General features: G+C 33.5%; 20 protein-coding genes. 8 read left to right on the top strand and 12 right to left on the bottom strand.

The window, feature by feature from the left end; translation table 11 throughout:
* The first annotated feature begins 40 nt into the window (after positions 1-40).
* Positions 41-454 (top strand): PaaI family thioesterase, encoded by a 414-nt coding sequence (locus ACUUYC_RS03120; RefSeq protein WP_474263742.1) that lies wholly within the window; start codon positions 41-43, stop codon positions 452-454.
* A gap of 138 nt (positions 455-592) precedes the next feature.
* The gene (gene pcaF, locus ACUUYC_RS03115; RefSeq protein WP_474263740.1) at positions 593-1,804 is read left to right on the top strand and encodes a 3-oxoadipyl-CoA thiolase; all 1,212 of its coding nucleotides are present in this window, start codon (positions 593-595) and stop codon (positions 1,802-1,804) included.
* A gap of 232 nt (positions 1,805-2,036) precedes the next feature.
* On the opposite strand, the gene ACUUYC_RS03110 is transcribed toward pcaF, so the two are convergent.
* The 4 genes from ACUUYC_RS03110 to ACUUYC_RS03095 all read right to left on the bottom strand — a co-directional run bounded on the left by ACUUYC_RS03110 (position 2,037) and on the right by ACUUYC_RS03095 (position 4,914).
* On the bottom strand, positions 2,037-3,257 hold the full coding sequence (locus tag ACUUYC_RS03110) for a glycosyltransferase family protein (protein ID WP_474263738.1): 1,221 nt from the start codon (positions 3,255-3,257) through the stop codon (positions 2,037-2,039).
* A 92-nt stretch (positions 3,258-3,349) separates the two neighbouring features.
* Positions 3,350-4,234, bottom strand: a complete 885-nt coding sequence (locus ACUUYC_RS03105; RefSeq protein WP_474263736.1) for an FkbM family methyltransferase — start codon at positions 4,232-4,234, stop codon at positions 3,350-3,352.
* A gap of 68 nt (positions 4,235-4,302) precedes the next feature.
* The gene (locus tag ACUUYC_RS03100; RefSeq protein WP_474263734.1) at positions 4,303-4,533 is read right to left on the bottom strand and encodes a hypothetical protein; all 231 of its coding nucleotides are present in this window, start codon (positions 4,531-4,533) and stop codon (positions 4,303-4,305) included.
* A gap of 123 nt (positions 4,534-4,656) precedes the next feature.
* On the bottom strand, positions 4,657-4,914 hold the full coding sequence (locus ACUUYC_RS03095) for a hypothetical protein (RefSeq protein WP_474263732.1): 258 nt from the start codon (positions 4,912-4,914) through the stop codon (positions 4,657-4,659).
* 328 nt (positions 4,915-5,242) lie between these two features.
* Here ACUUYC_RS03095 and ACUUYC_RS03090 point away from each other — a divergent pair, with 328 nt between their 5' ends.
* From ACUUYC_RS03090 to ACUUYC_RS03070, 5 genes are all read left to right on the top strand, one after another.
* Positions 5,243-5,695 carry a hypothetical protein gene (locus ACUUYC_RS03090; RefSeq protein ID WP_474263730.1) on the top strand — a complete coding sequence of 151 codons (453 nt, stop codon included), beginning with the start codon at positions 5,243-5,245 and terminating at the stop codon, positions 5,693-5,695.
* A 28-nt stretch (positions 5,696-5,723) separates the two neighbouring features.
* Positions 5,724-7,403: a tetratricopeptide repeat-containing sensor histidine kinase gene (locus ACUUYC_RS03085; RefSeq protein WP_474263728.1), complete on the top strand. Its 1,680-nt coding sequence runs from the start codon at positions 5,724-5,726 to the stop codon at positions 7,401-7,403.
* A complete protein-coding gene (locus tag ACUUYC_RS03080) occupies positions 7,397-8,137 on the top strand; it encodes a LytR/AlgR family response regulator transcription factor (RefSeq protein ID WP_474263726.1) in 741 nt (246 codons plus the stop codon). Before ACUUYC_RS03085 ends, ACUUYC_RS03080 begins: the two co-directional genes overlap by 7 nt.
* A gap of 360 nt (positions 8,138-8,497) precedes the next feature.
* Positions 8,498-10,990 carry a phenylacetic acid degradation bifunctional protein PaaZ gene (paaZ, locus tag ACUUYC_RS03075; protein ID WP_474263724.1) on the top strand — a complete coding sequence of 831 codons (2,493 nt, stop codon included), beginning with the start codon at positions 8,498-8,500 and terminating at the stop codon, positions 10,988-10,990.
* Positions 10,991-11,263: 273 nt separating this feature from the next.
* Complete coding sequence (locus ACUUYC_RS03070; RefSeq protein WP_474263722.1) at positions 11,264-12,016, top strand: enoyl-CoA hydratase/isomerase family protein; 753 nt, start codon at positions 11,264-11,266, stop codon at positions 12,014-12,016.
* Positions 12,017-12,157: 141 nt separating this feature from the next.
* On the opposite strand, the gene ACUUYC_RS03065 is transcribed toward ACUUYC_RS03070, so the two are convergent.
* The 3 genes from ACUUYC_RS03065 to ACUUYC_RS03055 form a co-directional block, all read right to left on the bottom strand.
* Positions 12,158-12,826: an RluA family pseudouridine synthase gene (locus ACUUYC_RS03065; RefSeq protein WP_474263720.1), complete on the bottom strand. Its 669-nt coding sequence runs from the start codon at positions 12,824-12,826 to the stop codon at positions 12,158-12,160.
* A gap of 110 nt (positions 12,827-12,936) precedes the next feature.
* Positions 12,937-14,889: a YgiQ family radical SAM protein gene (locus tag ACUUYC_RS03060; RefSeq protein ID WP_474263718.1), complete on the bottom strand. Its 1,953-nt coding sequence runs from the start codon at positions 14,887-14,889 to the stop codon at positions 12,937-12,939.
* Between the two features lie 143 nt (positions 14,890-15,032).
* Entirely contained in the window at positions 15,033-15,323 is a 291-nt protein-coding gene (locus tag ACUUYC_RS03055; RefSeq protein ID WP_474263716.1) for a hypothetical protein, read from the bottom strand.
* A 210-nt stretch (positions 15,324-15,533) separates the two neighbouring features.
* Here ACUUYC_RS03055 and ACUUYC_RS03050 point away from each other — a divergent pair, with 210 nt between their 5' ends.
* Positions 15,534-16,130: an acyltransferase gene (locus ACUUYC_RS03050; RefSeq protein ID WP_474263714.1), complete on the top strand. Its 597-nt coding sequence runs from the start codon at positions 15,534-15,536 to the stop codon at positions 16,128-16,130.
* Here the strand turns inward: ACUUYC_RS03050 and ACUUYC_RS03045 are convergent, their stop codons facing one another.
* The 5 genes from ACUUYC_RS03045 to ACUUYC_RS03025 all read right to left on the bottom strand — a co-directional run bounded on the left by ACUUYC_RS03045 (position 16,131) and on the right by ACUUYC_RS03025 (position 19,063).
* Entirely contained in the window at positions 16,131-17,078 is a 948-nt protein-coding gene (locus ACUUYC_RS03045) for a hypothetical protein (RefSeq protein ID WP_474263712.1), read from the bottom strand.
* Positions 17,079-17,189: 111 nt separating this feature from the next.
* On the bottom strand, positions 17,190-17,606 hold the full coding sequence (locus tag ACUUYC_RS03040; RefSeq protein ID WP_474263710.1) for a putative signal transducing protein: 417 nt from the start codon (positions 17,604-17,606) through the stop codon (positions 17,190-17,192).
* Between the two features lie 83 nt (positions 17,607-17,689).
* Entirely contained in the window at positions 17,690-18,238 is a 549-nt protein-coding gene (locus tag ACUUYC_RS03035) for a hypothetical protein (RefSeq protein ID WP_474263708.1), read from the bottom strand.
* 17 nt (positions 18,239-18,255) lie between these two features.
* Positions 18,256-18,666, bottom strand: coding sequence for a VOC family protein (locus tag ACUUYC_RS03030; RefSeq protein WP_474263706.1), 411 nt, complete (start codon positions 18,664-18,666; stop codon positions 18,256-18,258).
* A 1-nt stretch (position 18,667) separates the two neighbouring features.
* Positions 18,668-19,063 (bottom strand): RDD family protein, encoded by a 396-nt coding sequence (locus ACUUYC_RS03025; RefSeq protein WP_474263704.1) that lies wholly within the window; start codon positions 19,061-19,063, stop codon positions 18,668-18,670.
* Positions 19,064-19,092 lie beyond the last annotated feature (29 nt).

Here is a 19,092-nt window from a genome sequence, read left to right as displayed (position 1 = left end):
CTTCCAGTAAAAATACTAATCCCTAATACCTAAAATACAAATGCCTATTAAAGGAGAAAAAATACCACATAAAATGCTTAGCCTCGATCCGTTCAGTACATGGCTTGGAATCGAGATATTAGAATGTGAAATAGGAAGATGTAAAGTTGGGTTAACGGTCAAAAAAGACATGCTCAACAGTATGGGAAAGGCACATGGTGGAATCAGTTACTCATTGGCAGACACTGCTTTTGGTTTTGCTGCAAACACACATGGGAAATATGCGGTTTCCATTGAAACATCTATCAATCATATTGAAGCATTAGAAGAAGGTGATTTCATCGTTGCCGAATCAGTCATAGAAAAAGTGAAAAACAAACTGGGTTTCAACATCATTGAAGTTAAACGTGGTGATGAACTCATTGCACTCTTCAAAGGAGTTGTATACAGAACGAAAAAAGATTGGGAAGAATAAAATAACAAATACTGAACAGAAAAATAACGAATTTTGAAGTGAAGTAAACAACAATATAAAAATGAAGAATTTTGAATAGATGTAGAAAATAAAACTTCAACATTTAGTATTCAACATTCGATATTCAATATTTACAAAATGGAAGCATACATCATAGATGGAGTTCGAACTCCAATAGGAAAATTCAAAGGAACATTGGCAACTACACGTGTTGATGATTTAGGAGCTTTAGTCATCAAAGAAGTTACAGATCGTAATCCAAACATTCCAAAAGACGCGTATGACGATGTTATCATCGGATGTGCAAATCAAGCAGGAGAAGACAACCGTAATGTAGCACGTATGTCATTACTACTTGCTGGATTACCATACACGGTTCCTGGTGAAACAGTAAACAGATTATGTAGTTCTGGATTATCTGCTATCATTCACGCCAATCGTGCTATCAAAGCTGGTGATGGCGATCTATTCATTGCTGGTGGAACGGAGAACATGACACGTGGACCATATGCAATTGCAAAACCTTCAAGCGCTTTTGGAACAGATGCAAAAATGTATGATACAAGTTTCGGATGGCGATTTATCAATCCAAAAATGCACGCAGCTTATGGAACTGACGGAATGGGGCAAACTGCTGAAAATCTAGTAGAAAAATACAACATCTCTCGTGAAGATCAAGATGCATTTGCATACAGAAGTCAAATGAAAGCAACAGCAGCACAAAAATCTGGACGATTAGCCAAAGAAATCGTAGCTGTAGAAATTCCACAGCGTAAAAAAGACCCAATCATCTTCAATCAAGATGAATTTATAAAACCAACGACAACACCTGAAATCTTAGCAAAACTAAGAGCAGCCTTCAAAAAAGAAGGAGGAAGCGTAACTGCAGGAAATGCTTCAGGTTTAAACGATGGTGCAGCGGCAACAATTGTAGCTTCTGAAGCAGCAGTTAAAAAATACAATCTAAAACCAATGGCGCGAATCGTTAGTTCGGCAGTTGTTGGTGTAGAACCACGTATCATGGGAATTGGACCTGTAAAAGCTTCCAACAAAGCATTGGAAAAAGCAGGTTTAACGATGGATGATATGGATGTTATTGAACTTAATGAAGCTTTTGCAGCACAAAGTTTAGCCTGCATTCGCGAATGGGGATTAGCTGATGATGATGCGCGACTCAATCCTAATGGTGGAGCTATTGCAATTGGTCATCCATTGGGAGTTACAGGTGCGCGTATTGCCTATTCTGCGGCATTGCAATTACAGGAAACTGGAAAGCGTTACGCACTAATTACCATGTGTATTGGTGTTGGACAAGGCTATGCGGCAATCATTGAAAATGTAAATATTTAATATATAAATTTGGGCGTTACCACAAAAGCACACTTCGAGAAAACTCAGTGTGCTTTTGTGGTCGCTATGTCGCAAGTCGCTTTTTGAAAACTGTCATTCCTGCAGAGGAATGATAGCTTTCAAAAGAGCTCCAACAATTGCTCCAGCGCTAACGCGAAATAAAAAGTATTGAAACATTAGTTTAGTATTGAAAATTCAGTCCTAAAGAAAACAAATCAACAAAGCGACACAACTAACAATCAGTAACCAAAACGCCTGCTAATTCTTCCTCAAAAATAGTTTTCCATTGACTCGAAATTCGTTTCCAATCATACTTATCTTGTAACGCATTCTGATAACAAGCTTCTTCTACACGTTTCAAATAATTCATATCGTTCCACAATTTTTCTAAAGATTCCGCAACTGTTTCTGGACGAATAATATGTTCATTAATACTTGAATGCGGATTCACCAACGTAATAGAGGGTTCTAGCAAACATGCTGATTCATTCCATAACTCCTTTCCACTGGTATGATTTGGAACAACTTGTGCTAAACCAGCAGCAGCTTGTTCAAAACTCAACAATCCCCAACCTTCACTTGAAGTTGTATTAATACCAACATCGGCAGCATTAAAAATAGTATTCAAGGTAGTTTCTGTAAACTTGGGAGCTCTAGGACTTTCTGTAGAAAACACTAACTGATCTTCCAATTGATAACGTTTTGCTAAATTCTGAATATCCCAACCAATATCTTTCAAGCCCATATGTAAGTGTAAAAAGGTTTCGTCTTTCTTGTCTTTAGAAAACAAATGAAAACCTTCCATAGTTGTGTCAATACGTTTTCGTGGCTGATTTCTATTGGCGTTCAATACTATAAAACCGTTTTGCAGTGCATGATTTTCATCAGGATACAATTCTTGTCGCGCTAACTTCTTAGCGGTTGTTCTATCTGATGCTAAAGGCGAAAATGTGACTGAGTCAACTCCATGGGGAATTACCTCAATAGCGGGGAAACTAATAGAGTCATGAGAAGAAAGCGCTTCTTTTAAGGCAGTCTTCGCAAATTCGGTATACACCACAAAACGATTAGCTGTTTGTAATTTTGCTGGTAATGAAGCTTCAATATTTCCAGAATTAAAAGAAGCATACACAACTGTTGGAATATCGGGGAAATGTTTCATAATTTCTAAATACTTAATCTGTACCCAAGGATCTTGCAGCATAAATACTAAATCAGGTTTAATACCTTTAACCAAATCTGCAAGTCTTTGTTCTCCTGTGCTATATTTCCCTGTATTTGCAGGAAAAATTTTCCAAGGCCATTCATGCGGATCGCCAAAATAGTTAGTGCCAAGTTGAAACAATTCGTATTCGTCTTTTAAAGGAAAAAATATTTCGTAAATAACTTTTGCAAATCCAGTAGTAGCTACTGCGTCTCCTAAAATTAATATTCGTGGTTTTTGTGTTTTCATGTGTTTATATGTATTATTTTTTAATGGTCACATGTTGTTCGCTATTAATCATTCCCTTTAATGATAATGCTTTTAACATGCTCGTTTCATAATTAAGATAATTTGTTTAAAAAAGAAGTGTGTCCATCTTCTGAAAAGAGTAATAAAAGATCCAAACAAGCATCTAAACCGCTAGTTTGCGTTGCTTTTTCCAATTGTGGAATTTGTGCTTTAATTTGAGATAAGGAAATAGAGGAAATAATAGGGTTTTTAGCTTCATCAACATATTGATGTACCAAATACATATGTGAACAATTTGCTTCCAGAAACTCGTGAAAAGCTGTTAAACCCAATTGTTCATTATCAAAATTTTGTAATAAGGTTGGCGAATATTCAATAAGCATGACCAAATGTTCTTTGTTCTGCTCAATAACATTGGCCATTCCTTTTAATGCCTTTGTTTCATATCCTTGTACGTCCATTTTAATGAAATTGACTTTTTGTTTAGGGTAATTTTCATGCATAAAATCGTCCAAGCGAACATTTTTGCACAACTTACCTGATGCAGTTTGTGTATCTAGCGTTGGAAAATCAAACTGATGTCCACCATGATTATGGTCAGACATAAACAACAAGCGTTCTTCATATTGAAAACTAATACCAACATCATGTGTATGAATACGATCTTGAAAATTATTACAATTAATATTTTCAGTCAATAACGCATAATTAGAAGCTTCTGGTTCAAAGGAAATTACGGTTCCATGTTCGCCAGTACTTTCAGCAGCAATCAAAGAAAAATATCCTAAATTGGCGCCAATATCAATACAGCAATCGCCTTTTTGCAATAATTCATGTAAAATACATGTATTGTAATATTCCCAAAATTTGTGTCGTTTCAAATATCCAGAAATAATCCAATCGTCTTGCGGTTTAATGTGCATTTGTAGCTTGGGAATATTTGGAATTTCTAAAAAAATGGATTCAGTAGTTTTCAAAGTAAAGAGTTGTTAGATTAAACAAGTAAAAGAGAAGTATTATACTTCTCTTTTATCATAGAAAATAATTATGAGATAACACCAACACCGTTGATTATATATTCTGAATCTTCTTCTGCTCTAAAACGTGCACTAATTTGAATTGGATTAGTGTCATAATCAGAACCACAATCTAAATCTGCAGGTTCTTTCAATGTTGCTTTTTGACCTGGTTTAAGTGTTCCTGATCCAGCAGTATTAGGGTTAAATGTTTGGTAGCTAAGATTTTGATCTGTATTATTTTTAATTACAATTGACATAATTTTAAATTTTAAGTTTTTCCTTACTCTATTATTAATAGGCTTTTCAGGTAACGCCTTTTTCATAAAAACGAACAAAAGAGAAGCTTTTACACTTCTCTTTTAATAATTTAGAGGCTACTCTTATAACTTAGTTTTAGTTACGCCTCCAATAACTGTAAATACACTAAAATTGTTATCTTTACCTGGAGTAAATGCTCCAAAAAACCCGCCAGGTACTGGTTCTTGACCTACTGACTCAAAGTAACCAATTTCAGCATTTAAATCAGCTATTTCTCCTGTTTCCTGTCCTGGCTCAAGCGATCCAGAACCATTTAATTGACCCGTCTCATTAGAATAGTAAATCTCTGTGGCCGTTTCGTTTTTAATTTTAATTCCCATAATTTTTAAATTTTAAGTTTTCTCCTTACTCTATTATTAATAGGCTTTTCAGGTAACGCCTCACAAAAAAATAAGTGACTACAACTATTTTTTTGATACTTCAAAACTGCTAAAAATTCAGCAAGAGAATGACGAGAATCGTATAAGCGTTCCGTTTATAATTACGAGTGCGGAAAAATGATTGATAAGCGTAGAAACATTGTTTTTTAAGTTAAAATATATCTAGAAAACCAATACTTATAAGGGAATTCGCTCAAATAAACACTTAAAAAAAGTTGTTAATATTTCATACCTTTCATGAACATATAAACTACAATCAATTCACACAATGGAAATCAAAAACAAACCAAAGTTTAATCAAATAGACAATCAAAAAATAAGACAAACAGATCCTTCTTTTTGCTTAACACCATTAGTATCTGTATTTGAAACATCGTACTTAGATGAAAAAATTGACGGAGATTATAAAATGGTCATACAGGCATATATTCCCGAAGAAAGTGAAAACTTAAGATTGGATGTTACTGATTTGGTTAATTTAGTACCTATTAAGACATCTGTTGGAGAAATTAAAAATGGAAGATGGATTGATGTTCGATACAAACTAACAACAGGAACTCCTAAATTCTACAATTTATGGACTTGTGACGTTTTAATACAAACATCAGATGGAGATATTGATTGTGTTTTTTATACACGTATCGTAATAGATGGTGATGATGATCCTAGAACGAAAAGAGGAACAGTAACCACAGTAAGAAATAGTGGTGTTGGTAATTAATATCAAGAAAATAATCACGTTCCTTTTGTTGTTTAGTTCTGTACTTGTATATGCACAACATGTACAGGTTTCTATAGAGTCTGAAAAACAGGCAGAAACTGTGTGCAAAAATCATGGTTCTCCAAAAGCATACCATAAAGCACATATCTTTTTCTTTGAAAATAAACTAGATTCGGCATTGTTGTATAGCGACCGTTACATCAATCAAAAAGAACTTAATAAAGAGTTGTTAGATTATGCATTGTTCATGAAAGCAAAAGTATTACTGCTTAAGGAAGTTGTGCATGAAGCAGAACAACATTTCTTGAAAATTTCAGAAGCGTTTCCTTATGCGTATCTGAAATATATCAATTTAGGTGAAATTTACATTCAACAAAACAAATTTGAAAAAGCACTAAAATCATACAAAAAGTGGGAAGTTTATTATGCAAATGCTCCAAATGATTATAATATCAAAAATATCTACCACAATATTGGATTGTGCTACTTGCATGTAGAAAAATATGAGTTGGCTGAAAAATACCTGAAAGATACCTATGAGTTAGAAATCAAAGACAAAGATTCACTCGGAATGGGCTTTACATTAATGGATTTGGCGAATGTATATTACAATCAATACAAAGATGATCAGGCAATTCCTTTATTTGAAAAAGCATATAAGCTGTCTAAAAAACTAAAGGATTTCGAGTTCAAACAAAATGCAGCGCTAAACATGGCAGTTGTTACAGAAAATCAAAAACAACTCGCAAAAAGTATTCAATACCGAAAAGAATACGAACAATGGAAAGATTCACTGTGGAATCGTGATAAAGTGTGGAGTTTAGCAAAGCAACAAAAAGAATTTGCTGTCAAAGAAAAACAACAGGAAGTACGATTATTACAAATAGATAAAAAATACCAAGAAGCTGAACTCAAACGTAAAAACTGGCAACGAAATCTATTTATCGTTAGTTCTATATTTCTACTTTTATTTTTAGGAATTGGCGCATATTTCTATCGTCAAAGAGTTAAACAAAAGAAAAAATTAGCAAAACTAAACGATACAAAAAACCGATTATTTTCCATCGTTTCACACGATTTGCGCTCGCCCGTAAATGCAATTCAAAAAAATAATGCAAAGCTTGGTGAAAGTATCGAAAGTAAAAACATTGATAAAACACAAGAATTAGTCAATAGTAACAAATCAATTACAGACAAAGTATATCTAATGTTAGACAATGTATTAAATTGGTCATTAGATCAATCGGAACAATTACATTTTAACATGGAAATGGTTCCTGTGTTCATTCTTACAAGTCCAATACTTGACGATTACAAACTCTTTGTAAAAACAAAACAAATTACCTTAGAAACCAAAATTCCAAAAAACATAAAAATAACTGTTGATCGAGAATCATTAAAAATCATACTGCGAAATCTATTAGACAATGCATTTAAATACACCAACGAAGGCGGAAAAATTACAGTAACGGCAGAAACACTTGATGAAAATCATACGATCTTAAAAGTTGCAGATACCGGAATTGGCATGGACGATACTATCAAAAATAATATCTTACAAAACGAATTTCAACAACACAATAAAAACAGTACAGGTCTTGGTTTATACTTAACAAAAACGTTGATTGATAAAAATCAAGGAACACTCGAAATACAAAGTAAAAAAGGAGTTGGAACCACGTTTACACTAAAACTAAAATCATGCTAAATCTAAAAATTCTTGTCGTAGAAGATGACATTTCGCAAGCGGAAATCACCATGAATACGCTTTCACAAAATGGATATGAAGTTATATTAGCGAGTACAATTCAAAAAGCATTGCATTTGGTGGAAACTACAAAAATTGATGCGCTCATTATTGATATATTCTTAGGCGAAAATGAAAACGGAATTGACTTAGCCGAAAAAGTAAACGACTTAGAAAAAGACATTCCATTTCTATTTCTAACATCTTCCAAAAGCAAAGAAGTATTCGAAAAAGCCAAACTTACCAAGCCATTTAGTTATGTCATAAAACCGTTCAATGAACTAGAATTTCTCTACATGTTGGAAGTTGTGATTGGTAAATATTACGAACAACCAAATGCGCTTGAAGAAGAAAAAAGTGCTGTGCTCAATCAAAAATCCATCTTCATCAAAAAAGGGAATCATCTAAAAAAAGTATACATTCAAGATATTCACTACATCGAAGTTGATGGCAATTACAGCTACATTTATTGCGAACAGGGAAAATTTACGGTACAACTTGCACTCAAAAAAATGAAAACCATTTTACCAACAAAAAAATTCATTCAAACACACCGAAAATACATCATCAATATTGAAAAAATAGAAGACATATTTCTCAATGACAACTTGGTCTTACTCAAAAGTCAAGACAAAATCACAATCAGTGAACGATTCAAACCAAGTTTGCTCAAAAATATCAACATTCTTAAGTAAAGAATTTAGTAAATTTGACAAAATGTTCTAAAAACGAAAACGTTTGAAATAATTTGGGCGTTTCCACCATGAAAAATGGCGGTCGCTATGTCGCAAGTCGCTTTTTGCAAACTGTCATTCCTGCGCAGGCAGGAATCCAGCTTACAAAAGAGCTTCAACAATTGCTCCAGCGCTAACGCGGGAAACTAGTATTAAGATATTAGTATTGAGTATTGAGAAAACCAAAAAAAAGTGTAGTAGTTTATAAGTTTAAGAATTTAGTCAAATTAACAAAATACAAACAAACGAATAAACAAAAAAGAAGAGCAAAGCGACATAACCAAAACTCAACAACTAACAACAAAAATTAACAATTAAAGCATGATTCTACAAAGCTATATCAACGGACAATGGACACAAGGAACTGGAGATGGTTCTCCAATGTTTGATGCCGTAACCGGAGAAACTATCGGATTTGCAACTACAGAAGGACTCGATATTCCAGCAGCATTACAATATGGAAGAACTAAAGGAGGCGAAAAACTTCGAAAAATGACCTTCCAAGAACGTGGAAACATGCTCAAAAAATTAGCTTTATATCTAAATAAAAGAAAAGAGCAATTCTACGATATCAGTTACAAAACAGGAGCTACACGCGTAGATAGTTGGATAGATATTGAAGGTGGATTCGGAAACTTATTTGCAAATGCATCACTTCGTAAACTATTTCCAAATCAACCGTATCATGTAGAAGGCGATCCAATCGATTTATCTCGTGGAGGACGTTTTATGGCACATCACATTTTAGTGCCAAAACGTGGAGTTGCAGTTCATATCAACGCATTCAACTTCCCAGTTTGGGGAATGTTAGAAAAATGTGCTGTAAACTGGATGGCAGGAATGGCAGCAGTTGTATTGCCTGCACCACAAACCTCCTACTTAACAGAAGCTGTTGTAAGAGTTATTGTAGACTCTGGAATCTTACCAGAAGGCGCAATACAATTACTAAGCGGAATGACACGATCTATACTTGATACAGTTGAATCACAAGATGTCGTAACCTTTACAGGTTCTGCACATACAGGTCGCATCTTAAAAGCGCATCCAAGATTAACGCAAGAAGCAGTTCCATTTACAATGGAAGCTGATTCATTGAACTGTTCAGTTCTTGGAGAAGATGCAGTACCTGGAACGCCAGAATTTAATCTATTCATCAAAGAAGTTCGAAAAGAAATGACCGTAAAAACAGGTCAAAAATGTACCGCAATTCGAAGAATCATTGTTCCAGAAAACTTAGTAGAAGATGTGCAAATTGCTTTAGGGAAACAATTAGATAAAGTCACAATCGGTGATCCAAGATTAAAAGAAGTTAGAATGGGCGCATTAATTAACAAAGCGCAAGTACAATCGGTAAAAGATCAAGTTTCCAAATTGATTCAAACCGCAGATATGGTGTACGGAAGTCTAGACAACATTGATGCAGTTGGTGCAGATGGTGAAAAAGGAGCTTTCCTAAGCCCAATCTTACTAAGAGAAAACAATCCATTCAAAAATACAGCAGTTCACGAAATAGAAGCTTTTGGGCCAGTAAGTACTATTATGCCATATAAAAATATGGATGAAGCTATTGAGTTAGCTCAAATGGGGAAAGGTTCACTAGTTTCTTCAATCTTTACAAATGATGATAAACGTGCCAAAGAATATGTAGTTGGAGCTGCGTCACATCACGGAAGAATCTTAGTTGGAAATCGTGATATGGCAAAACAAAGTACAGGACACGGTTCGCCATTACCATTATTGGTTCATGGTGGCCCAGGACGTGCTGGTGGAGGAGAAGAAATGGGTGGAATGCGAGGTATTAAGCATTATATGCAACGTTGCGCCATTCAAGGTTCGCCAACAACATTAACCGAAGTTACAGGAATTTATCAGGCGAATGCCGAATATAAAGAAACAGAAAAGCATCCATTTGCATATCATTGGGAAGATATCGAAGCAGGAATGTCTTTAAAAACGCACAAGCGTACAGTAACAGATACGGATATCATCAACTTTGCGAATTTGACTTGGGATCATTTCTATGCACATACGGATATTACTTCGTTAGAAGGAAGTATTTTTGAAAAACGTACGGCGCACGGATACTTTATTATTGCCGCTGCAGCAGGATTGTTTGTATATCCAAACAAAGGTCCAGTAGCTGCAAATTATGGATTGGAAGAATGTCGTTTCTTGCGTCCAATCTATCATAATGATACTATTTATGTGCGATTGACGTGTAAAGAAAGAATTGACAGAGATTCACGTGGAAAAGAATTGCCAAGTGGAATTGTAAAATGGTTTGTTGAAGTTTTCGATCAGGAAGATGAATTGGTAGCAATTGCAACTATTTTGACAATGGTTCAGAAGAAAACACCTTTTGCAACAATCAACAAAAAGACAATTCAAAACTATCTAGGGAAACTTACAGAAGATACAAAACCAGTTTGGGGAACAATGTCGCCACAGCAAATGGTAGAACATTTAGAATACACGTTGAAAGTTGCTTCTGGAGAAATTCAAGATTTCGAAATAGAAACACCAGAAAAGTATCTTGAAAAAGTACAAGATAGCTTGTATACACACGATAAAATGCCAAGAAACTTTGACGCGCCAAAACTATTAGAAGGATTAATTAGTGAATCGCGTTATGAAAATCTGGCGGAAGCCAAAGCGAAATTATTAGAAGCATACGATGCATACGAATTGTATTTCAAAGAAAATCCTGAAGCAACCACGAAAAACGCAGTCTTCGGACATTTAGATAAATTTGAGTGGAGTTTGATGAATACGAAGCATTTTAATCATCATTTTGAACAATTCAATCTTTTGTAATAAATAGAGTATTGAGACATTAGAATTGAGTAGTGAGAAAAATACAAACGTTATTTCGAGCATTATTAAAATATATTTTAATAATGCTTAACATAGTTATCGAGATAGATGAAAAATTGTATCGAGAACTACTAAGAAACTCAAAGTAGTTTCCGATATGACGAATCATAGATTCCTCACTCGAATTGACGCCAAAAACAAAAAATAAAAGAACAACAAAAAACACAAGTAGCGAGACTCAATACTAATTACTCACTACTAATATCTATGATTATGACAGATCCATACGTAAAACAAGACATACAAAACGGTGTAGCAACCATCGAATTTTTTCACCCAGCACACAATTCGTTGCCAGGTGATATACTAGCTAAACTAGCACAAACTATCACAGATGCAGGAACGAATGACGAAATCAAAGTTATTGTACTAAAAAGTGGAAGAGACAGAACATTTTGTGCAGGTGCAAGTTTCAAAGAGCTCATCAATATCAACGATGCCGAAACTGGGAGAGTCTTCTTTTCAGGATTTGCAAACGTAATCAACGCGATGCGTAAATGTCCAAAATTTATCATCGGTCGTGTACAAGGAAAAACTGTTGGCGGCGGCGTTGGATTGGCTTCTGCAGTAGATTATTGTATGGCGTCAAAATTTGCTTCTATCAAACTAAGTGAACTCAATGTCGGAATTGGACCTTTTGTTGTTGGACCAGCCGTAGAGCGTAAACTTGGCTTAAGCGGAATGTCGCAAATTGCAATTGATGCAAACAGTTTCTACGATGCAGAATGGGCGAGAAGCAAAGGTTTATACATGAAAGTCTACGAAACTAATGAAGAATTAGATGAAGCTGTAACGGCTTTTGCAAATCACCTATGTACATACAATCCGGAAGCTATGGCAGAAATGAAAAAAGCATTTTGGACAGGAACTGAAGATTGGGACAACTTACTAGCAGAACGCGCAGTAATTTCGGGACGTTTAGTTTTGAGTGATTTCACAAAAGAAACATTAAAACGTTTTGCATAAACTTTTATAGTAGTGAGAATTGAGTATTTAGACTTTTCTAATTATTCAATTCTCACTATTAATATCTTCAAAAAGGATATCGAATTCCGTTTCAGTAAAGCTAATCTACGCAAATAGTCTTATTAAAAATAGTTGATATTTCTAAATGGATTTAAACGCCCAAAAATCGTTATTAGGTAAAGGTGCTTCGAAAGTCTTAAGTTCTTTAGAGTTAGGTGTTTCAAAGGTTAATTTCCACGCGTGAAGACAAACTGATAATGGTACGTACTCTTGATTTGAACCATATTTTTTATCTCCAATAATAGGAAGACCAATGTTTGCTAGTTGAGCTCTTATTTGATGAAATCGACCAGTTTTTGGTTTTATTTCTAAAAGATAACCAACATCATTTTTGCCTATCACTTCGTAGGAAAGCATGCAGTTTTGAGTGTCCTTTGATTTTGACTGGACAATCTCTGCTTTTTTTTCTTTGTTATTTTTTACGAGAAAGTTTACTAAGTTTCCTTTGTTCTTCGCTGGTTTGTTTTTAACAATTGCCAAATACGTTTTTTGAACTTTACGGCTACTAAACAAATCATTAAATGCTACCAGAATGCTTTTTTTCTTTGCCAGAATTAAAACGCCACTTGTGACGCGATCTAATCTATGTATAATTCCTACATAAGGTTTCCGTTTACTTTTTAGAAGATGATTAAAAACTTGAATTTCAACAGTGATAGCTTCATAAGGACTTTGTTCACTTATAAGTCCAGCAGCTTTGTTTACGACTAGATAATCGTTATTTTCATGTATAACTTCGAGCTTTGGCATTAAGAGTTTTCTTTATCGAATTTCAAAATAATAGTCATACAATTCAAGATTTTTGATGCTATTTATTTATCCAAGTTTTAGATATTTAAATTATAGACTGACCTAATACTTTAACGTCGTTTTTTTCTTGGTTTATGTTTCTTCCTACGACGTGAGTCTTTTGAAGGAATGGCATCATCAAACGTGTTTTTTACATTTTTTGGTTTAATGCTTTTCCAAGAATTATTTTCTTGTTCAGGCACTAACGTTTCTACTAAATCTTTTCTACCTAGTTTATTCAACGTTTTTCTAATCCAACCTTTATTTTCCTTTTTATACCAAAAGAAAAAACGATGTTGTTCTTCCTTTTCTTTTTTAGATTTAGGAGTTTTAGTTGGTTTTAAAGTATATGGATGATAACCACTATAATAAATAACTGTAGCAACCGTCATTGGTGTTGGAGTAAAGCCTTGTACTTGTTCTAGCTGAAAACCCATATTTTTAGTTTCGGCAGCCAAATTTGCCATATCTTCTACTTCGCAAGCAGGATGATTTGAAATAAAATAAGGAATCAGTTGAAGCTTCAATTTTTTCTTTATGTTGATTTTATCAAAACGCTCTTTAAACTTATGAAAATATTGAAATGATGGTTTACGCATCAACTTTAAAACTGGGTCAGACGTATGTTCTGGAGCTACTTTTAAACGTCCAGAAACATGTTTTGTCATCACTTCTTCTGTATAATCATCTAATTCTTTTGGGTCTGCATTCTTGTTGAATTCAGGTACAAGCATATCGTGACGAATACCACTTCCAATAAATGATTTTTTTATTTTAGGATGACTATCTACTGCCTGATATAATTTGGTTAACGGTTTGTGAGACGTATCTAAATTACTACAGATTACAGGTGAAATACATGAAGGCGCTACACATTTGTCGCAAATGGATTGTACCTTTCCTTTCATCTTATACATATTGGCAGATGGTCCACCAATATCAGATAAATAGCCTTTAAAATCAGGCATGTTGGCAACTTTATCTACTTCTTTTAATATTGATTCTTCACTACGACTTGCAATAAATTTTCCTTGATGCGCAGAAATCGTACAAAAACTACAACCTCCAAAACAACCACGGTGTATGTTAATAGAAGTTTTAATCATTTCAAACGCAGGTATAGGTCCACGCTTATTATATTTTGGATGTGGCAAACGTGTGTAAGGTAAATCGAAAGAAGCATCAATTTCCTTCTCTGTCATGGTTGGATATGGCGGGTTAATCACCAATGTTTTATTGTTTACCCCTTGAAAAATTCGTCTTGCTTTAAGTTTATTAGATTCTTGCTCTATCACTTTAAAGTTAGAAGCAAATTTTTTCTTATCCTTTAAACAAACTTCATGTGATTCAATTTCTACATCATCCCAATTTTTATTTTTAGGAACGGTTTCGTCTTTATGTACAAAAAAAGCGGTTTGCTTTATGGTTCGTAAACTTGAAAAAGGTACTCCCTTTTGCAATAGCTTTACAACTTCCCGCAAAGGTTGTTCTCCCATTCCATACACCAACATATCTGCTTTAGAAGTTTCTAAAATACTTGGCATTAGTTTATCGCTCCAATAATCGTAGTGCGTTACACGACGCAGAGAAGCTTCAATTCCTCCTATTAAAACAGGAACATTTGGAAATTTATCTTTTAAAATACTTGAATAAACTGATGTGGCATAATCTGGTCGAAATCCTTTATCACCATTTGGAGTGTAGGCATCTTTATCTCTACGTTTTTTACTCGCGGTATAATTACTCACCATAGGATCCATACAACCACCAGTAACTCCAAAAAATAATTTTGGTGTTCCTAATTTTGTAAAATCTTGCAAATCATCGTTCACGCTTGGTTGTGGAACAATAGCTACTTTTAATCCGTAACTTTCCAAAATACGACCAATAACAGCTGGTCCAAATGAAGGATGATCCACATAAGCGTCTCCACTAAATAGAATAACATCTAATTCTTCCCAACCTCGAATTTTTACTTCTTTGTTCGTTGTTGGTAACCAATCTGAAAGTTTGTTCGTTTGCATATTGGTGCAAAGATACGGTTAATTCCTTTTACAACTCAATACCAAAGTCCATCTGCATAAATTTGTTAAATAATTTGTTTAGAGTTTGTGAAGTTTCAAAAAAGACTCGAAGATTTAGATTCCTAAAATATTTCTAAAAACAATTAGTCAATATAAGTGATGCTTCCTTTGGGAATGGTAATACCTTGCTTTAACACCACAAAATTACTAGTAACCGCCCAAATGGTTGTATTTACTTGCATTGATTGATTCGTATGATCTTTAAAATAAATAGTTACTTTATTTTTTAATAAGTTGCCTAACTTTGTTGCTCGGCTTAAATAATAAGATCTTAAGTTTCTTTTTTTAGGGCTTTTTAAGATATCTGTTTTAGAAAATTTTAATGCAGGAATATCTTCTTTTTGTATAATACAAGATGGTGTTGTGTAATTCATAGCTTTTCAATTTTATAGTAGGGTAGTAGTAAATTCAACTCTAGAACTTACATAAAATTGTGTGATTTATTGAGTTTTAACAAAAACGAATCTTTTTCATACTATTAAAATACAGTAACTTTGCTAAAAATTACGAGCAAAAAAAGATTCCTGCCTACGCGGGAATGACGACTCTCAATACTTACTACTAAAACCTCAATACTAATCAACATGATTTATAGTTTCAAAGGATATATACCAGTTGTGCACGAAAGTAGTTTTGTGCATCCATTAGCAGCAGTTACCGGAAATGTTATCATTGGAAAAGATTGTTATATCGGACCTGGTGCTGCAATTCGTGGTGATTGGGGAGAAATTATCTTAGAAGATGGCGTTAATGTGCAAGAAAACTGTACCGTACACATGTTTCCTGGAAAATCGATTGTATTAAAAGAAAGTGCTCATATTGGTCATGGAGCAATTATTCATGGAGCAAATATCGGTAAAAATGTCCTTGTCGGAATGAACACTGTAATTATGGATGATGCCGAAATTGGCGATGAAAGTATCATTGGCGCAATGGCTTTTGTAAAAGCAAAAACAGTGATTCCAAGTCGTAGTTTAGTTGTTGGAAATCCTGCAAAAGTGATCAAGCAAGTAAGTGATGAAATGATTGCTTGGAAAACTAAAGGAACAGAGTTGTATCAGCAATTACCAGCCGATTGTCATGAAAGTCTACGTGAAGTTGAACCATTACGCGAAGTTCCAAAAGATAGACCAACGCAAGAAGCGTTTTATGATACATTACGTGATTTTATGGGGAAGTGATTATCGATAAAACGCATATTCATACGTAATCGTAAACATTTTTCGATGTGCATTAGAAGCCTCAACTTTGTTCAGTAAACCATTTTTTTTGTAAAAGTGTTTATAGGTAAAATGATCATCCAAACTAATGCATGGATCACTAAAATACGTGTATTTTTCTTTAATTCTTCCTTTAGCATCGTACGTAAACGTAGTTAAGAATACATCAATATCATCTCGGCCGCCATACTTGTATTTATTGGCACTTTCTATTCGGTCATAATCATGTTCTTTCTTTTGAATTAACCGTAAAGAGGCATCGTAATCATAACAAATTGTATTTATAATATCATGATTTCCATAGTGAATCTCTTTCGTTAAATTCTTGTATGTGTCATATTCATAGGTTTTTAAACTTGTATGTAAGGTATCTTGTTCTTTACCTTGAATTACACTAAAAACATTTTCAGATTCAATTGCGTCAAAAGTAGTCCATGTAAACGTTGCCGTTGTTATAATGGAATCATTATCATGGTTTTTGGACTTAGAGATTCGCTTTGTCAGGCGATTTTTGCCATCGTATCTATTCGTGCTATTTTTACTGTTATACGCATATGGATGGTTCTTTTCAGAAATGATTTCATCAAAATCATCATAGAAGAAACGAATTGTATCAATCTTTGTAGAATCACTTTTATCAATCCAAAGTGTAGCAATTTTTCTATTTTTTTCATCATAAAGGTATTTATATCGTGTACCTATTCGTCCCATATTCCATTCCGTAGTATTTCCTCTTTTATCATACGCTTCAAAAATTACGGAACAACTTCCGCTAGAGTTCGTAAAGCAATGTTTTTCCAAAGAAGATTTTACATTGTTTTTTAAAATAACTTCCTTCTTATTTTCAACTTGAGCGTTTGTAAAATGTATCGATATGATGCTTAAAATAATTATAAAACTGAACTTCATAGATTTATTATTTTAATTGTAAAACGTACTTTCATTCCTAACTATTGTTATCAGCTAAACTGCATATTCATTCAAAGTAAGAAGTATTTTATGAAGAAGTAACTTAAAAAGTTATTTTTTGTTAGTAAACTCAATATCACAATCTTTACACTTATAAAGAGATTTATAATAAATTGGAAATATTAATAAGCCGAATGACACAATTGCTGATAAAATCCCTCTAATTCCTTTCATAGATCTAAATCCAGAATATAACTTTTGAGAGCCGCAATTTGGACAAAGTAGTTTCTTTTGATTTTCATCGGTAAAAGGTTGACGTTCAATATGTGTTATAATTTCAGTAGCTTTTTCAAAATCAGATTCATTAACCTTTAGTTTGATTCCGCCAAAAGAGATACTCATAGCTCGGTCTAAAGTGACTATGTTTTCATCATATAAAAAACTATTGATGTCTTCACTTTTTAATTTTGATTTTAGTAAGTGAGCATCAATAAAGTTGTCAAATGATTTTAACGTGATGAGTTTCATGTAAATGACTTTATTATATACGTATGTATAAAAAGAATCTTGTTACAAAAACATATTATTTTATTTAAAGCTAAAGAAGTTAGTTACAACAAATCATTCAACTCATCTTTAATAATTTGACTCTGATTTTTTCGTTGCTTCTTTATACGTTCCGATTTGTCTTTAGTAGCATATTTATTCTTGTCAGAATCAAAATGTATTGCACTTTCGGTTAAAAAAGATCCTTGTTTTATCATTAAACCATTATAGCGACAATCATCGTAACCACAATTGTGCTTTGAATATTCTCCGAAGTTTCGATGCTTAATTTTTTTATCAGTTAAGATTTTTTGCTGATTCACTTTAATATCATCCCAAACTTTTTGGACATCGGCAACAGTTAATTCTTTCCCTAAAGTAGTAAGGTCAAAATATGTTTTTGGATCTTTAAGTTGATAAAAGTTGAATGTTTTACCAAAAATAGTATTGGCATAATCTCTAATCTCAATTTTGTCAGGAAGTGCTAATTTTTCATTCTCACAAATAGATCGATAGAGTCCTAAAGTATTGAAATCCGTATATTTTTTATGATGATCGATATAATGAATATATTCACTTTTGCTAAGTTGATTAAAACGCTTTCCTATTTTCATAACCACATTTTATGCTATTATGTATAAAACTCCTTTTCATCCACAACCAACGTCGTCAATTCAACATTATGTCCATCTAAATCTTTAGTGTAAATCGAATGAAAATAATGATGATCTTTAACTGTAAATATTAATCCTAAATCTGTATAATGTTGTTGCGCTTTCGCGAATGCATCCTGACTAACCTGAAACGCAAAATGATCAATTTTCACATTGTTGGAAGTTGCATCAAGTTTTGGATCATTCGTATTTGCTGGAAACAACGCAACTCCTGTTTTTCCAGACAACATAAAAATTGGAAACTCTCCCCATTTTTCGAGTTGATACCGTTTCAAGCCTAAAACCTTCTCGTACCAAGCAACCGAAGCATTCATATCTTTCACGTTAATTGCAACATGATCTAAAAAATCGAGTTTAAAATCTACCATATTAACTATCTTTAATTACAACAGAATTTGCCACAAAATCATGAATTGCCTTTCTTTTATCATTTCCAGTAACTGTAAATAAAGAAAATGTTCCAAGAAATGCCTTTGCTAGAAATCGAATAATAGCTACAGGAAAAGATATTTTTTTAGTTGTATCAGAATCTTTTCGTACGGAAACTCCAATCTTCGAATGTCCAATAGTTGCTCCATACATACTTATAAATAATGGTTCGTATAGCACAAAAATAAATAGGAAAAGAAGGATTCTTACAAAGTTGGGAACAGTATCAAATAAAGCAAGAATTTCCGATGCGGCAAACATCATTGCTATAATAATTATACTGTCTACAACGGCAGCTTTTACTCTATCTAATAAATTTGCGTATTCAATTTTCATACTAATTCTTCATTATACATTTTCCAAAA

Source organism: Kordia sp. E (genome assembly GCF_056033805.1).
This window is presented reverse-complemented; position numbering and strand designations above follow the sequence as displayed.

Coding starts and splice junctions, on each gene's coding strand:
- ACUUYC_RS03120 (WP_474263742.1), top strand. CDS start 41: ATGCCTATTAAAGGAGAAAAAATACCACATAAAATGCTTAGCCTCGAT.
- pcaF (WP_474263740.1), top strand. CDS start 593: ATGGAAGCATACATCATAGATGGAGTTCGAACTCCAATAGGAAAATTC.
- ACUUYC_RS03110 (WP_474263738.1), bottom strand. CDS start 3,257: ATGAAAACACAAAAACCACGAATATTAATTTTAGGAGACGCAGTAGCT.
- ACUUYC_RS03100 (WP_474263734.1), bottom strand. CDS start 4,533: ATGTCAATTGTAATTAAAAATAATACAGATCAAAATCTTAGCTACCAA.
- ACUUYC_RS03095 (WP_474263732.1), bottom strand. CDS start 4,914: ATGGGAATTAAAATTAAAAACGAAACGGCCACAGAGATTTACTATTCT.
- ACUUYC_RS03090 (WP_474263730.1), top strand. CDS start 5,243: ATGGAAATCAAAAACAAACCAAAGTTTAATCAAATAGACAATCAAAAA.
- ACUUYC_RS03080 (WP_474263726.1), top strand. CDS start 7,397: ATGCTAAATCTAAAAATTCTTGTCGTAGAAGATGACATTTCGCAAGCG.
- paaZ (WP_474263724.1), top strand. CDS start 8,498: ATGATTCTACAAAGCTATATCAACGGACAATGGACACAAGGAACTGGA.
- ACUUYC_RS03070 (WP_474263722.1), top strand. CDS start 11,264: ATGACAGATCCATACGTAAAACAAGACATACAAAACGGTGTAGCAACC.
- ACUUYC_RS03065 (WP_474263720.1), bottom strand. CDS start 12,826: ATGCCAAAGCTCGAAGTTATACATGAAAATAACGATTATCTAGTCGTA.
- ACUUYC_RS03060 (WP_474263718.1), bottom strand. CDS start 14,889: ATGCAAACGAACAAACTTTCAGATTGGTTACCAACAACGAACAAAGAA.
- ACUUYC_RS03055 (WP_474263716.1), bottom strand. CDS start 15,323: ATGAATTACACAACACCATCTTGTATTATACAAAAAGAAGATATTCCT.
- ACUUYC_RS03050 (WP_474263714.1), top strand. CDS start 15,534: ATGATTTATAGTTTCAAAGGATATATACCAGTTGTGCACGAAAGTAGT.
- ACUUYC_RS03045 (WP_474263712.1), bottom strand. CDS start 17,078: ATGAAGTTCAGTTTTATAATTATTTTAAGCATCATATCGATACATTTT.
- ACUUYC_RS03040 (WP_474263710.1), bottom strand. CDS start 17,606: ATGAAACTCATCACGTTAAAATCATTTGACAACTTTATTGATGCTCAC.
- ACUUYC_RS03035 (WP_474263708.1), bottom strand. CDS start 18,238: ATGAAAATAGGAAAGCGTTTTAATCAACTTAGCAAAAGTGAATATATT.
- ACUUYC_RS03030 (WP_474263706.1), bottom strand. CDS start 18,666: ATGGTAGATTTTAAACTCGATTTTTTAGATCATGTTGCAATTAACGTG.
- ACUUYC_RS03025 (WP_474263704.1), bottom strand. CDS start 19,063: ATGAAAATTGAATACGCAAATTTATTAGATAGAGTAAAAGCTGCCGTT.